This is a genomic window from Actinomycetota bacterium (assembly GCA_013152275.1).
GTDB lineage: Bacteria > Actinomycetota > Acidimicrobiia > Spongiisociales > UBA4744 > BMS3Bbin01.
Genome location: JAADGS010000018.1, coordinates 11,923 through 25,338, shown reverse-complemented (window position 1 = coordinate 25,338; position 13,416 = coordinate 11,923). Strand labels below are relative to the sequence as shown.

15 protein-coding genes and 1 pseudogene are annotated in these 13,416 nt (G+C 65.8%); 4 read left to right on the top strand and 12 right to left on the bottom strand.

Annotation, left to right across the window (positions count from 1 at the left end):
* Positions 1 to 13: 13 nt before the first annotated feature.
* Genes GXP34_01380 through GXP34_01350 form a run of 7 tightly spaced genes read right to left on the bottom strand, consistent with a single transcriptional unit; the run spans position 14 to position 3,724 of the window.
* Positions 14 to 382, bottom strand: coding sequence for a hypothetical protein (locus GXP34_01380; protein NOY54617.1), 369 nt, complete (start codon positions 380 to 382; stop codon positions 14 to 16).
* Positions 372 to 728: a hypothetical protein gene (locus tag GXP34_01375; protein ID NOY54616.1), complete on the bottom strand. Its 357-nt coding sequence runs from the start codon at positions 726 to 728 to the stop codon at positions 372 to 374. The genes GXP34_01380 and GXP34_01375 overlap by 11 nt, the downstream gene beginning before the upstream one ends.
* Entirely contained in the window at positions 725 to 907 is a 183-nt protein-coding gene (locus GXP34_01370) for a hypothetical protein (GenBank protein NOY54615.1), read from the bottom strand. The genes GXP34_01375 and GXP34_01370 overlap by 4 nt, the downstream gene beginning before the upstream one ends.
* A 51-nt stretch (positions 908 to 958) precedes the next feature.
* On the bottom strand, positions 959 to 1,486 hold the full coding sequence (locus tag GXP34_01365) for a type II secretion system F family protein (protein NOY54614.1): 528 nt from the start codon (positions 1,484 to 1,486) through the stop codon (positions 959 to 961).
* Complete coding sequence (locus GXP34_01360; protein ID NOY54613.1) at positions 1,483 to 2,148, bottom strand: hypothetical protein; 666 nt, start codon at positions 2,146 to 2,148, stop codon at positions 1,483 to 1,485. Before GXP34_01360 ends, GXP34_01365 begins: the two co-directional genes overlap by 4 nt.
* A complete protein-coding gene (locus tag GXP34_01355) occupies positions 2,142 to 3,203 on the bottom strand; it encodes a CpaF family protein (protein NOY54612.1) in 1,062 nt (353 codons plus the stop codon). Before GXP34_01355 ends, GXP34_01360 begins: the two co-directional genes overlap by 7 nt.
* On the bottom strand, positions 3,194 to 3,724 hold the full coding sequence (locus tag GXP34_01350; protein ID NOY54611.1) for a hypothetical protein: 531 nt from the start codon (positions 3,722 to 3,724) through the stop codon (positions 3,194 to 3,196). Before GXP34_01350 ends, GXP34_01355 begins: the two co-directional genes overlap by 10 nt.
* 84 nt (positions 3,725 to 3,808) lie before the next feature.
* Here GXP34_01350 and GXP34_01345 point away from each other — a divergent pair.
* The 3 genes and pseudogenes from GXP34_01345 to GXP34_01335 all read left to right on the top strand — a co-directional run bounded on the left by GXP34_01345 (position 3,809) and on the right by GXP34_01335 (position 6,192).
* Positions 3,809 to 4,675, top strand: a pseudogene (locus GXP34_01345) (HAD-IB family hydrolase).
* Between the two features lie 253 nt (positions 4,676 to 4,928).
* On the top strand, positions 4,929 to 5,372 hold the full coding sequence (locus GXP34_01340) for a thioesterase family protein (protein ID NOY54610.1): 444 nt from the start codon (positions 4,929 to 4,931) through the stop codon (positions 5,370 to 5,372).
* Positions 5,373 to 5,508: 136 nt separating this feature from the next.
* On the top strand, positions 5,509 to 6,192 hold the full coding sequence (locus GXP34_01335; protein ID NOY54609.1) for a histidine phosphatase family protein: 684 nt from the start codon (positions 5,509 to 5,511) through the stop codon (positions 6,190 to 6,192).
* A 94-nt stretch (positions 6,193 to 6,286) separates the two neighbouring features.
* On the opposite strand, the gene GXP34_01330 is transcribed toward GXP34_01335, so the two are convergent.
* From GXP34_01330 to GXP34_01310, 5 genes are all read right to left on the bottom strand, one after another.
* On the bottom strand, positions 6,287 to 7,009 hold the full coding sequence (locus GXP34_01330; protein NOY54608.1) for an SDR family oxidoreductase: 723 nt from the start codon (positions 7,007 to 7,009) through the stop codon (positions 6,287 to 6,289).
* A gap of 118 nt (positions 7,010 to 7,127) precedes the next feature.
* The gene (locus GXP34_01325) at positions 7,128 to 8,381 is read right to left on the bottom strand and encodes an ABC transporter permease (GenBank protein ID NOY54607.1); all 1,254 of its coding nucleotides are present in this window, start codon (positions 8,379 to 8,381) and stop codon (positions 7,128 to 7,130) included.
* On the bottom strand, positions 8,378 to 9,145 hold the full coding sequence (locus tag GXP34_01320; protein ID NOY54606.1) for a sugar ABC transporter ATP-binding protein: 768 nt from the start codon (positions 9,143 to 9,145) through the stop codon (positions 8,378 to 8,380). Before GXP34_01320 ends, GXP34_01325 begins: the two co-directional genes overlap by 4 nt.
* 91 nt (positions 9,146 to 9,236) lie before the next feature.
* On the bottom strand, positions 9,237 to 10,403 hold the full coding sequence (locus tag GXP34_01315) for a sugar ABC transporter substrate-binding protein (protein ID NOY54605.1): 1,167 nt from the start codon (positions 10,401 to 10,403) through the stop codon (positions 9,237 to 9,239).
* A gap of 184 nt (positions 10,404 to 10,587) precedes the next feature.
* Entirely contained in the window at positions 10,588 to 11,751 is a 1,164-nt protein-coding gene (locus GXP34_01310) for a xylose isomerase (GenBank protein ID NOY54604.1), read from the bottom strand.
* 130 nt (positions 11,752 to 11,881) lie between these two features.
* On the opposite strand from GXP34_01310, the gene xylB reads away from it, so the two are divergent.
* A complete protein-coding gene (gene xylB / locus GXP34_01305) occupies positions 11,882 to 13,321 on the top strand; it encodes a xylulokinase (protein ID NOY54603.1) in 1,440 nt (479 codons plus the stop codon).
* Positions 13,322 to 13,416: the final 95 nt, after the last annotated feature.

The following is a 13,416-nucleotide window of genomic DNA, read 5'->3' as shown; positions in this document are numbered from 1 at the left end:
GCCGGCGGCGCGGTCAGGGCACCGTCAACGGCACGTATTCGGCTCGCCCCCTTGCCCTGATTCGTCGAGACCCGAGCCCAAGAACCTCCACCGTGATCTCCGTCACGGTCTCGACCGTCCTCGGCGCCCATGAGCGATCCGGCCGACACTCACAGGACACGAGGTGAGCGCCGTTCGCTTCAGCGAATCGAACCGCCTCCTCGTACGGATCCGCCCGGAACGTCGCCGGGGCCGCGGCAAGCGCAGCGGCGTCCGCCGCCGTCGCCGCCTGGAACCGGGCAGCGAGCACCTGCCCGGTTCCGGCGATCACGAGTCCCAGGACCAAGACGGCAAAGACGACACCCGCCAGCACGATCGTGACTGCCCCCGCCTCATCGTTCAACGCGCATCACCGCGCTCGATCGCAGACGCACCGTCATACCGGCGAGCCCGGTGAGGCGCACAGGGAGGATGACCGTGACCTCTGCGGGCCGTCCCACGACGTGGGGACGTCGCACCTGGACACGGACGCGAGCTGCGATCTTGGGATCGAGCGCACGCCGGACCGCGTCGACGGCTTCGGCAGGATCAGGAGCGGTCGCTGCACGCCTGGCTCCTTCTCGGGCGGCGTTCGCCAACTCGAGCTGGGTGCGGGCAACGACTGCGACCTGCGTCACCGCCAGCAGAACCAGCAGAACGACCGGCAGCACGAGCGCGAACTCGACCGCCGCCGATCCGTTCTCGCTCATTTCGCCAGGCCGATGACCTTCTTCAACACGGTCCCGAACAGACCGGGGAGCAAGCTCGTATGACTTGCCCACTGAATCAACGACAGCGCGATCGCCGCAGCGGCGAGGATCACGAGCACATACTCGACGGTCCCCTGCCCTTCTTCTCGCAGAGCGAACCATTTCCACAACCAGAGCATCCATGCTCCTTTCTCGATGCCGGCTGCCGGCCGACGCGGGGGGAAACGAAATCACAGCAACCCTCCAACGAGCTGTTGGACGATGTTGGCAACCGTGGGGCCGAGCGTGAGCAGAACGAATCCGGGAAGGATGAGCAGCGCCAGCGGAACCGTCAACGTGACTGGAAGACGCCGGAGCCTCTCGAGGATCGCGGCGCGTTGGGCCGTGCGATGCTCTTCGATGAACGCGGCGATCGTTCCGATGGTGGGCGCCCCGGTCATGTGTGCACGAGCGAGACGGTGGAACAGGCGCATCGAGCTCCCGTCGGTGGTCGCCAACGCCGTCGCGAGCCCCACGACGCGAGCCCGCCGCAACACCAGGCGCAACTCGGCGGCCGACTCCGGGCCCAGCTCGTCGGCGGCGGCCTCCATCGCCGAAGCGAGCGACAGACCGGCACTGAGCCCGATCAACAGCATCCTGGCCGTCGATCCGACATCGACGGCACTGCGACGGCGCCGGCCGGGCATCCTGAGAGGAGGCAACGAGACCGTCTCGGCGAGGGTGACGGCACCGGCGACCACGAGCGCCGCCAGCATCATCGGTCTGCCCTCCGCACCATGAGCACGATCCCCGCCACGCCACTCAACAAGAACAGGCCGCCGACACCGAGGACCACCACACCGACCGTCCCTGCGTTCCACAGCGTGGCGAGACGGCCACTGCCTGCGGAGTAGGCGAGATACGCAGCCGGCAGGCCTCCCACGATCCACGCGGAGATTCGGGCCTGAGCCGTCGCGGCGCGACGTTCCCCCTCCATCTGCGCATCTTCGGCTGCCAGGAGCGCAAGTTCGTCGAACGTATCCGCAACCCGGCCCCCGGTGATGCCGGCAATGCGCACCGCTGCCGCCGTGAGCGCACCGTGTCGTTCGAGGCCGGTGGAGAGCGCGCCGGCGAGTTCGTCGAGGGGGCGGCCGGCCCTGGCCAGCCTGGCAACCGGAGCGAGTGACGTCGCCGGGACGCGCTCGGACGCATCGGCAAGGGCGAGCCGCAAACCCGCGCCTGCTCGCAACTCTGCGGCGACGGCCTGCAGGAACGCCCCCTCGTACTCCTCGGACCTTGCCTGGTATCGACCGAACACCGTCAGGCCGGCGATCACTCCCAGCGCCAGACCCGGCTCGTACACCGCCAGGCCGGCGAGAGCGAGTACGACAACGGGGACACCCGACACGAACCCCCAGGCGAGACCGGCGGCCGTCAGCATGCGTACACCTGATCGAGCGCTTCTCCCGCGACCTTCACGATCGTGGCCACTCGACGTCCACCGGCCTGGCGCTCGACCTGGACGACATAGTCGATCGCCGCGAAGAGTTGCCGCCGCACGGTGACCTCGGAGACCCGCCGGGAACCGGAGAGCGCAAGGGTCTCCAGACGCCACATCGCCTCTTCGGGACTGTTGGCATGCACCGTCGACATCGAGCCGCGATGCCCCGTGTTCATGGCGGTGATCATGTCGAGCGCCTCGGGCCCCCTGACCTCACCGAGGATGATCCGATCGGGTCTGAGACGCAGTGCGGACCGAACGAGTTCTCGCAGCGACACCTCCCCTGCTCCCTCTGCATTCGCGGGTCTCGCCTCGAGACGAACGACATGGCCGCTCAGCCTCAGCTCGGCGGCGTCTTCCACCGTCACGATCCGTTCGGATCCCGCGATCTCGGTCGACAGGATGTTCAACAGCGTGGTCTTGCCGGTGCCGGTGCCCCCGGAGATGACGATCGACTCCCGATTCCCGACCGCAGCCCGAAGCAGTTCGGAGGCTTCCCTGCGAATGGACCCGGCGGCGATGAGCGCATCGAGATCGGGAACGGCCGCGGTGAACCGTCGAACGGCGAGGATCGGGCCATCGACCGCGGCAGGAGGAACGACCGCGTGGAGGCGGCTGCCGTCAGGGAGCCGCGCATCCACCATCGGCGATGCCCGATCGATCCGCAACCCGAGCGGACCTACGACCCGTTCGACCGCGGCGACGATCTCGGCATCGTCGGCGAACACGACGTCGGAGCGCGACAGTCCGCCGGAGCGTTCGACCCAGATGTCCTCGGGACCGTTCACGAGAACGTCGGAGACCGCAGGGTCCCGCAGAAGCGCCTCGAGCGGGCCCAGCCCGACGAGCGCGTCGGCGACCTGCAGGGCGGTCCCCGGCGGGGCGAGCGGTGCCTCATCTCGGAGTATCGCCGTGGCTGCCCTGGTCACGGCAGCGCGTTCCAATGGAATGTCGGATGCGAGCAGACGGCCCATGATCCGCCGTCTCACATCCATGGCAGCTCCCAGATGCCGCGCCAGGCGCGGATCCAACGGCTGTGCGAATCGACCTGGCCGCGCAGCAACCCGCCGACCGTGCGTCGTGACGGCGCTGGAAGCACAGGTCCCGGCGCGGGCGGCTTCAGTCGAAATCCGGCTCGCTGGAATACGGCGGGGCCCTTCTGCGCGATGGCGAGTGCCCCCGGGACGACCGGCGCGTATCGAACCGACAGGCCACGCGCCGGAAGCCGCAGCACCAGGTGCGGCCAGCCCTCACTCAGTGCGTCCAGCACCTGCTCCGCCTCCTGGTAGGCGATCCCGCCGTTGCGCAGAACGGCAACACCTCTTCTCGACGGATGCAGATCCCGGCGTGTCGGACCGTCTGCGACGAGACGGGCAAGCGATGTCTCACCCCGATAGTCGGGACCTTCCGGATCGAGGTCGACGACGAGCGCAGTTTCGACCGCCGCGGCGAGACCGATCGGCGCAATCGCCGACAGCAGGCCATCTTGTTCTGTTCGGACGCACAGAACCGGCACATCACTCCTTGCTCTCGTTGAGCAACGTATGCGCCGGCAAGAGCGAGGACAACCCCTTGTCACGGGGCCGCGAATGTGGCATGAATGGTGGATTCCGGACCGGGAACCGCCCGTGCCGAACACAGACGATCCCCCATCGACACGTAGAATCAACCCGTGACCGCAGCCGCCTTCTTCGACCTCGACAAGACGATCATCGCCAAGTCGTCGACGCTCGCCTTCGGCCGCCCCCTCTACAAGGCGGGCCTGCTGAATCGTCGCGCCCTCCTCAAGGCCGGGCTCGCGCAGATCTCGTACCGCATGTTCGGAGCAGACCACGACCAGATGGAGCGGGCCCGGGGAGAGATGATGGCGATCATCAAGGGGTGGGATCAACAACAGCTACGCAATATCGCCAGAGAGACGGTCGACGAGGTCGTGGCACCACTCGTGTTCGCCGAAGCGCTCGTAATCATCGACGAGCACCTTCAGGCCGGAAGACTGGTCGTGATCGTCTCATCGAGCGCAGAGGAGATCGTGGAGCCACTTGCCTCCCATCTCCGTGTCGATCGGATCATCGCGACGAGAGCCGCGGTCGACAACCACGGCCGGTACACGGGCGAGATCGAGTTCTACGCCTACGGTCAGGGCAAGGCGGAGGCGATCGAGAAGTTTGCCGAACGCGAAGGCATCTCACTCGAGGAGTCCTTCGCCTATTCGGACTCCCACACCGACATTCCGATGTTGGAAGCGGTGGGGCACCCCGTGGCGGTCAACCCGGACAAGGAACTCGCCAAGGTTGCAGAGGAGCGGGGGTGGGAGATCCTGCGCTTCGAGCGGCCGGTGACGATCCGCACACGTCTGGCGTCCCTGCCCCGTCCCACGCCCGTCGTGTCGGGTGCCGCACTCGCCGGGGCGGTGGGCGGCGCCGCGCTGTTCTGGATGCTTCGTCTGCGCCGACGCGTCGGCTGAGCCCTCCCGGGACCGAACGAGCTGATACCGCCCCGCCGGGTGCCCTGCGCCAGGCGACGTTCCTGCAAGCGAACGCCGGCCGGCCCCGACCGTGGCGGAGTCGGTTCCTTCTCGTGGGCCTGGCCCGGATCTGGGCCGAATCCGGCGTGGATCTGGGCTGGGTCCGTCCCCGGTCCGGGCTGAATCTGGCCCCGGTCCGGGCTGAATCTGGCCCGGCGCCGGGCCGGCCCGAACCGTGCATACAATCGCCTACATGAACGACTCCAACGATCTCGCCAATCTGACGAGGGCCGTCGAGGCCCAAATCCCGTTCAACCGGGTGCTCGGCCTGCAGCTCGGTGATCTGGGACCGAATCGTACGACCCTCACCTTCGAGATGCGGGATGATCTCATCGGGAATTTCGCACGTGGCAGCCTCCACGGCGGAGTCATCTCGGCCACCCTCGATGTGGCCGGAGGGATGTCTGCGATCAGCGCGGCGGTCGGCAACCATACGTCCACCATGGCCGAGCGCTTCGCCCATCTCGGCACGATCGATATGCGTGTCGACTATCTTCGGCCAGGAGTGGGCGCGAGGTTCGAGGCGACCGCGTACACGCTCAGGGCGGGGAACAAGGTGGCCGTCACCCGGATGGAGTTGCGCAACGACTCCGGCGACCTGATCGCCGTCGGGACGGGCACCTACCTGATCGGCTGAAGCACCCCCCAAACCGTTGAACCCAGGGTTCGTAGGGGTCGTGGCGACCCCCCTGAGCCCTGGGTTCAACCGCAGCAGCGGTCTCGAGCCGGGATACGGTACGTCGAAACACGAACTTGGGCCTAACCTCCCGCCGATGGAACTGGTCTTCATACGACACGGCCAACCGAGGTGGGCGGTCGATGGCGTGTCCCAGATCGACCCCCACTTGACCGAACTCGGAAGGCGCCAGGCGTTGCTCACTGCAGAGCGCCTCGCCGCCGAGGAACGGCCGGTTCGCGAAATCCTCGTCTCACCGGCCATCCGATCCCAGGAGACTGCCGAGCCCCTCGCCGCGTTGACCGGTATCGAACCGGTGACGATCCCCGACCTGGTCGAGATCCACATGCCGGATTGGTCCGGCATGCTCGAGGCGACCGTGCAGCGTATCTTCACCGAGGGTCGTGACCGTTCCCCCGAAGAGTGGTGGAACGGCATCGAAGGTGGCGAGAGCTTCCGGGACTTTCACGAGCGGGTCACGAACGCGCTGCTCCGCATTCTCGACGAGCGCGGGATTCGACCCGAGCCGGCGCACCGACACCTCTGGCGTTTCTCCGGTGAGCCCGGAAGGGTCGTGATCGTGGCACATGGCGGCACGAATGCGGTGGCGCTCGGATTCCTCCTCGGCGCAGACCCGACCCCGTGGGAGTGGGAACGATTCATCCTGTATCACGCCTCGATCGCACGCCTCCGGGCAATCAATCTCGCCGGTGGGCACGTCTTCTCGCTCCGCACCTTCAACGACAGAGAACACCTGCCAAAAGACCTCCGAACCCGCTAAAACGTTGAACCCTGGGCTCAGGGGGGTCGCCACGACCCCTACGAACCCAGGGTTCGCAGGTATGGGCCCTCTTGGCCTATCTGCAGACCCCGAATCAGTCGTCCTCATGGATGCTGCGCATCGACCACACCAGCGTCCGCATGGTCTTTGGCTGGCGCAGCACCGTCACGATGGCTTCCGCGACATCCTCGGCACGCAGCATGTCGGCCAGGCCGGGCATGTCCGGCGTACGTCCGGCACCCATCGCGAACTCGGTTGCGATACCTCCCGGGCAGATGGTGCTCACCCTGATGCCCTTTGCGCGCAGCTCTCTGTCGAGGCCTCCGGCGAGACCCACCTGGGCAAACTTCGTTGCCGCATACACCGCTTCGTCCCCGGCGCCGCGCAGCCCTGCGACGGAAGAGACGGTGACGATATCGCCGCCCCCGGCCTCGAGGAGCGCCGGGACCGCTGCCCGAATCGCCCACACGGTCCCCGCAACGTTTGTGTCCATCATCTCCTGGAGCTGCTCGTCGGTGAGATCCATGATCCCGCCGTACGCCCCGATTCCGGCGCTCGCGACCAGGGCGTCGAGACGCCCGTATTCCTCGACGGCAGCTTCGACGAGCCGGTGGGAACCCTCAGGGTCGCGCACATCCATCTCGACGGCGACTGCGTTCCCCACTCCGAGTTCGGTGACGAGGGCATCGAGTCGCTCACGGCGTCTGGCGCCGATCGCAACACGTGCACCTTGCGCGACCAGAGCTCTCGCCGTTGCAGCGCCGACACCCGACGTCGCTCCTGTGATCGCAGCGACCGTACCGGTGATGTCGTTCATGATGCCTCCATGTTGTCGGAAACGGCCGTCTCTTTCCGTTGTGGCCAAAGTGCGCGCCCGATCCATGAACGGCATCCCGTTCCGGGAGGCACTCGGCGCCGACCCGCCGGCCGGGCCATCACGCCATACCGCGAGAAGCACGACCCTTCTTGGACAGTGCGTCCACGAGCACGGCCGCGAGCAGAACGAGGCCGGTGATCACGAACTTCGTTCCGGCAGCAAACCCGAGCATGTTCATGCCGTTGTTCACCGACACGATCACCGCCGCGCCCAGAAGGGCGTCCACGACCCGGCCTTTCCCACCGAACAGGCTCGTGCCGCCGATGACGGCTGCGGCAATCACGTTGAGCAGCAGGCTCCCACCGCCCGTATTCGTGGCCACGGAGCGAAGTCGGGATGCGAGGATGATGCCACCTACACCGGCCATGAGTCCACCGATCATGAAGACCGCAATCCGAACTCTGTCGACGTTGATGCCGGCCCGTCGAGCCGCCTCCGGGTTGCCTCCAACGGCGTAGATGTGACGTCCGAAACGGGTGCGGTTCGTGACGAACGTCCAGAACACCAGAGCAATCAACAGGATGAGCGTCGCCATCGGCACGCCGCGGTCCTGGTTTGCGTAGTACACGGCACCAAGACTGCCGACCGCGACCACGGCGACTTGCAGGGCGATCATCGCCATCGGTTTCCGAAGAAGACCACGACGACTGCGCGTCCTCGCCTTGGACAGTTCGAGGTACAGATACCCGACAATCGCGACTCCCGCCAGGATCCATCCCCAAAGATGGCTGAGGAAGTTGCCGGCAATGCCGACGGCAACCGGCTCCTGGATGAGAATCGTACCCGCCGTGGAGTACGTGGTGGTCAGTATGAGGACGACACCGGACCAGGTCAGATACCCGGCCAGCGTCACGACGAACGACGGCACGCCGGCCTTCGTCACGATCAGCGCATGAATCATGCCGATGAGCGTCGTGGCGGCGAGCGCCACACCGATGGCGAGCCACCAGGGCCAGCCCGGATCGCCGGGTCGGAGCAGCATCGTCATCACGACACCGCCGACGGCGCTCACGTAGGCGACCGCGAGGTCGATCTCGGCGAGGAGCAGGATGAAGACCGCGCCGATGGCGATCACCGCGAGCCCGGCCATCTGAAGGAGAAGGTTGGTGAAGTTCCGCGCGGCGAAGAACGTACTGTCGAGACTCCCGAAGATGCCGACGATGACGCCGAGCCCCACGATGATCGGCAGGGATCCCAACTCGCCACTGCGCACGTTCGACCACCACGACGCCGCATATTCGGTGAAGGTTGTTTGCACCATCCCCGTGCCCGTATTGGAGGTGACCCGGTCTGCGGGCTCGCCGGCGCTCATGAGACCTGCTCCTCGGCCACCTGATTCACGGATCCGGCAGTGATGGCAAAGACGATCTCTTCCTGCGTCGTTTCGGATCGTTCGTATACGCCGACCTGCTGGCCGAGACGAAGCACGGTGATCCGATCGGCAGCCTCGAACACATCGAGAAGGTTGTGCGAAATCAGCACAACACCCAGGCCACGATCGGCGAGCCTGCGCACCAGGTCGAGGACCTGTCGGGTCTGCGCGACCCCGAGCGCTGCCGTTGGCTCGTCGAGGATCACGGCCTTGCTGTTCCACATCACCGCCTTCGCGACCGCCACCGACTGTCGCTGACCACCGGACAACCCGGCAACCACCTGACGGACCCGGCGGAGAGACGTGACCGAGAGACTGGCGAGCGTCTCCTCTGCGGAACGCTCCATGCTCGCCTCGTCGAGTATGAGCCCTTTCTGCACCCGCTCTCTACCCAGGAACATGTTGGCGACGACGTCGAGGTTGTCGGCCAGAGCGAGATCCTGATACACCACTTCGATTCCGAGAGCTGCCGCGTCCCGCGGACCTGTGATGTCGACCTTCTCACCTTCGAAGCGAACCTCGCCCTCGTCGAAGGGGAAGATCCCGGCGATGCCCTTGATCAGGGTCGACTTTCCGGCGCCGTTGTCGCCCACGAGCGCCATGACCTCACCGGCTCGGACCTCGAAATCGACTTTGTACAGGGCCTGGACGGCACCGTAATGCTTGGAGACTCCCCTGCACTCCAAGATGGGCGAATCAGTCATGATCTCGGGTAACTCCTATCGCGACAAGGCCTCGGCGGGGAGCGTAGTACGCGCACCGCCGAGGCCTCATCATCGTGTCTCGTCGATTCGTCTAGCGGTCTGCCGGGCAGTACTGCTCGAACTCACCGACGCAGATCTCGTCCCAGGTACGGAAGCCGTCTGCGATGACCGTCTCCTTGATGTTGTCCTTGGTGACGCCAACCGGCGTCAGCGCCATGAACGGAAGATCGTTCGTCCCGTTGTTGATCGTCGTCAGAGTGAAATCGCCCTTGACGCCGTCCAGCGGCTCGCCTTTCAGCAGCGCAATGGCCGCGCCTGCGGCGGCATTGGCCTCGGCTTTGATCGGCTTGTACACCGTCATCGTCTGCCATCCGGAGAGGATGTTCTGCAGCCCGGCGGCCGTGGCATCCTGCCCACTGACCGGCATCGGGCCGATCCCAGCGGACTTGAGGGCCGTGATCACCGAGTTGGCCAGACCGTCGTTGGCGGCAAAGACCGCGTCGACCCCGTTATTGGCCGCCACGAGGATCTGCTCGAAGATCGTCAACGCTTCCTGGTTGTCCCAGTTCGGCACTGCCTGATCGGCAACGAGCACCCAGTCGCCGGCGGCGACACGCGGTTTCACGGCCGTCTCGTAGTAGCCCTGACGGAACAGCGTCGCGTTGTTGTCGGTCGGTGCACCGTTGAGCATGACAATGCGCGGCTTCGCCAGACCGAGAGCATCGATGGCAGGTTCGAGAATCTCCGCCATCGTCGCGCCGACCTTGACATTGTCGAAGCTGACGTACACATCGGCGCCCGGACCTTCGATGGTCAGCCGGTCGTAGTCGATCATCGACACGCCGGCTGCACGAGCTTCGGCGATAATCGCCGCACCGGATCCCGAGTCGAGATTCACCAGCAGGATCACCTTCGCTCCGGCAGCGATGGCCTGCTCGGCCTGCTGCTGCTGCTGGGACGGGTCGCCCTGTGCGTTGACGATCTTGTACTTGACACCTGCGTCTTCGAACGCTGCCTTGAAGTAGCGGCGATCGTCCGTCTCCCAACGGGAGGAGGACGCGCTATCAGGGAGCAGCACCCAAATGCTGCCTTCTTCGACCGTGGCCGCCGTCGTGGCCGTCGTCGTGGCCGTCGTGGCCGCCGTGGTGGCCGCCGTGGTGGTCGCCGTCGTTCCGCTTGAACCGCTGCTGCACGCAGCGGCAACCATTGCGAGAACCGCGACGATGAGAATCCATCGTTTTCCTCTAAATGGTCCCATACTTGTTTCCTTCCTGTTTTGACGTATCACGAACCCGCCTGTTTCGACGTGTTACGAGACCCGTCCGTTTACGGCGGGTCGTAGAACCCGCCCGTTTGGAACCCTGGTTCCCTTGCGCCTGGCTCATGCGTAGATGCGGCCAGAATTCGACTCGGTGATCCTAGTCCTCCAGGGAAGACAGCCCTCAGCGGATGCCCATGATGAGTTCCATGACGAGTTGGTCGAGCCGCTCGTTGTGGTACCCGCGCCGAGCCAGTGCATCAGGGTCGAACGTCTCGGCGAGCAGTGCGTCGGCAGATGTCCGAGAGTATCCGCCGGCCGTCTCCTCGGCAAGCTCGGGCACGCTCGCGGCTGCGAGCGCAGCCTGAATCTCCGGGTCTTCGGCGAAGCGACCGGCCTTCTCGGCGAGCATCAGGTACGTCCTCATACAGCCGGCGGCGAACTCCCAGACTCCGTCGCCGTCCTCCACACGATACGCGTGTGCGTCGAAGTGCTTCGGACCGCCGTAGCCCGATTCTTCGAGAAGCTTGACGACGAAGAACGTGTCCTTGATGCCTTCGGAACCAAAGCGGAGGTCCTGATCGAATCGACCGATCTTCTGCGCGTTGAGGTCGATGTGGAACAGCTTGCCCGACCAGATCGCCTGCGCGACCGCGTGGTAGAAGCTCAGACCGGACATCGTCTCGTGGGCCACTTCCGGGTTGACGCCGACCATCTCGGGATGGTCGAGCGTCTCGATGAAGGCGAGCGCGTGCCCGACAGTCGGCAGGAACATGTCACCGCGCGGCTCGTTGGGCTTCGGTTCGAGCGCAAAGCGAGTCGGGTAGCCGTTGTCGATCACATAGTCGGCGAGGAAGTTCATGGCCTCCCGGTAGCGGTCGAGTGCCGTGTCGGCAGGCTTGGCCGCCATCGACTCCGAGCCTTCGCGGCCACCCCAGAACACGTGGATCCCGGCACCGAGCTCCGCGCCAAGGTCGATGGCCCGCATGGTCTTGGCGATCGCGAACCGTCGAACCCCCCGATCGTTGGAGGTGAAGGCGCCGTCCTTGAAGGCCGGATGGCCGAAGAGGTTCGTCGTCGACATCGTCACTTTCATGCCGGTCTCGTCGAGCGCCTTCCGGAATCGTTTGACGGCGGACTCTCGCTCCGCAGGCGTAGCACCGAAAGGAACGAGGTCGTTGTCGTGGAGGCTCACCCCGTACGCGCCCAGGTCTGCCAGGCGGTGAACGGAGTCGACCGGATCGAGTGGGGGCCTGGTTGCCTCGCCGAACGGATCCCGGCCGGTATTACCCACGGTCCACAGGCCGAAAGTGAACTTGTGCTCGGGGCGGGGGGTGTAGTTACTCATCCACTTCTTCCTTCTCGATGCGGGTAAGTGTCAGCCTACGCTCTTGTCCGCTCTCCTTGTGTGACGACCCGGCATGGGCATGACCGGCCGAACGTCACACGTCTACGATTCATCCGAAAGGAGCACCTTCATGCCGTTGGTCGCCGGAATCGACTGCTCGACCCAATCCACGAAGGCGCTGCTCCTCGACAGCGACACAGGACGCGTTGCGGCGGTCGGGCGCTCGGAGCACACGGTCACAGGAACCGATGGGGCACGAGAGACCGATCCGGAGATCTGGTGGACCGCCCTCCAGGATGCGCTCGCTCAGACGGGTCTGGCTTCCGAGGTGGCGGCGATCTCGGTGGCAGGCCAACAACATGGGTTGGTCGTCCTCGACGGCAGCGGAAACCCACTGCGAGCTGCGAAGCTCTGGAACGACACGCAATCCGCTCCTGACGCCTCCGGTCTCATCGAATGTGCCGGCGGCGCCCGTTGGTGGGCCGAACATGTCGGGATCGTGCCGGTTGCCTCCTTCACTGCGACGAAATGGGCGTGGCTTCGACGGGTGGAGCCGGACGTTGCAGCGGCCGCGCACGCCATCCGACTCCCCCACGACTTCCTGACGGAACGACTGACCGGGAACGGCGTGACCGATCGGAGTGACGCTTCGGGAACCGCCTGGTGGTCGACGAAGACCGAAACGTACTCGCAGGAAGTCCTGGACATGGCGGCCCTGCAACTCACCACGGGCATGCTGCCGACAGTGCTCGGACCGCAGGAGCGGGCCGGTGACGTCACGCGTGTCGCCGCAGAACACCTCGGTCTGCGCCCCGGCATACCCGTCGGTCCCGGTGCAGGCGACAACGCCGGGGCCGCAGTGGGCCTGGGTCTGGAGTCGGGTGTGCCGGTCATCAGTCTCGGCACTTCGGGAACGGCCTTTCTCACATCCGAGTCTCGAACGGTGGACCCTTCGGGCACCGTTGCCGGCTTCGCGGACGCGACGGGACGTTTTCTGCCACTCGCCGCCACGCTGAACTGCACCCTCGTGATCGACCGGATCGCCGGCTGGTTCGGGCTCGATCGTGAAGCCGTCGCACCCCGCACGGACGTCGTCGTCCTCCCGTTCTTCGATGGAGAACGAACCCCGAATCTGCCAGACGCCGCCGGGTCGGTATTCGGTCTCCGACATACGACCGACCCGTCGGAGATTCTCCTGGCCGCCTATCAGGGCGCCGTGTTCTCGTTGCTCGACGCGCTCGACGAGATCGACGATCGATCTTCCGGGGTCGGTGCCGATGCGCCGCTCGTCGTCGTCGGTGGTGGCGCCAGGGGAGCCACATGGCGCAACGTCATACGATCTCTCGGCGGCCGATCCGTCCAGGTGCCGGACGCACAGGAGTTGGTGGCACTGGGCGCCGCGGCCCAAGCGACGTCGCTACTCACCGCGGAACCACCCGATGCCGTCGCGAGACGATGGGAGACACGAAAGGGAGTCGTCCTGCCTGCGACGACACGCGATGAGGAGGTCATCGACCGGATCCGCACCGTCCGTTCGCTCGCTCTCGAACTCAACACCCGAGGGCTGTGACGTCGCGGGGGACGGACCTCTTCCCGCTGCACCGGCGTCCCAGAAACCGCCACCGACCGCGATCTCGTTGAACCCAGGGCTCGTATGCGTCGTCA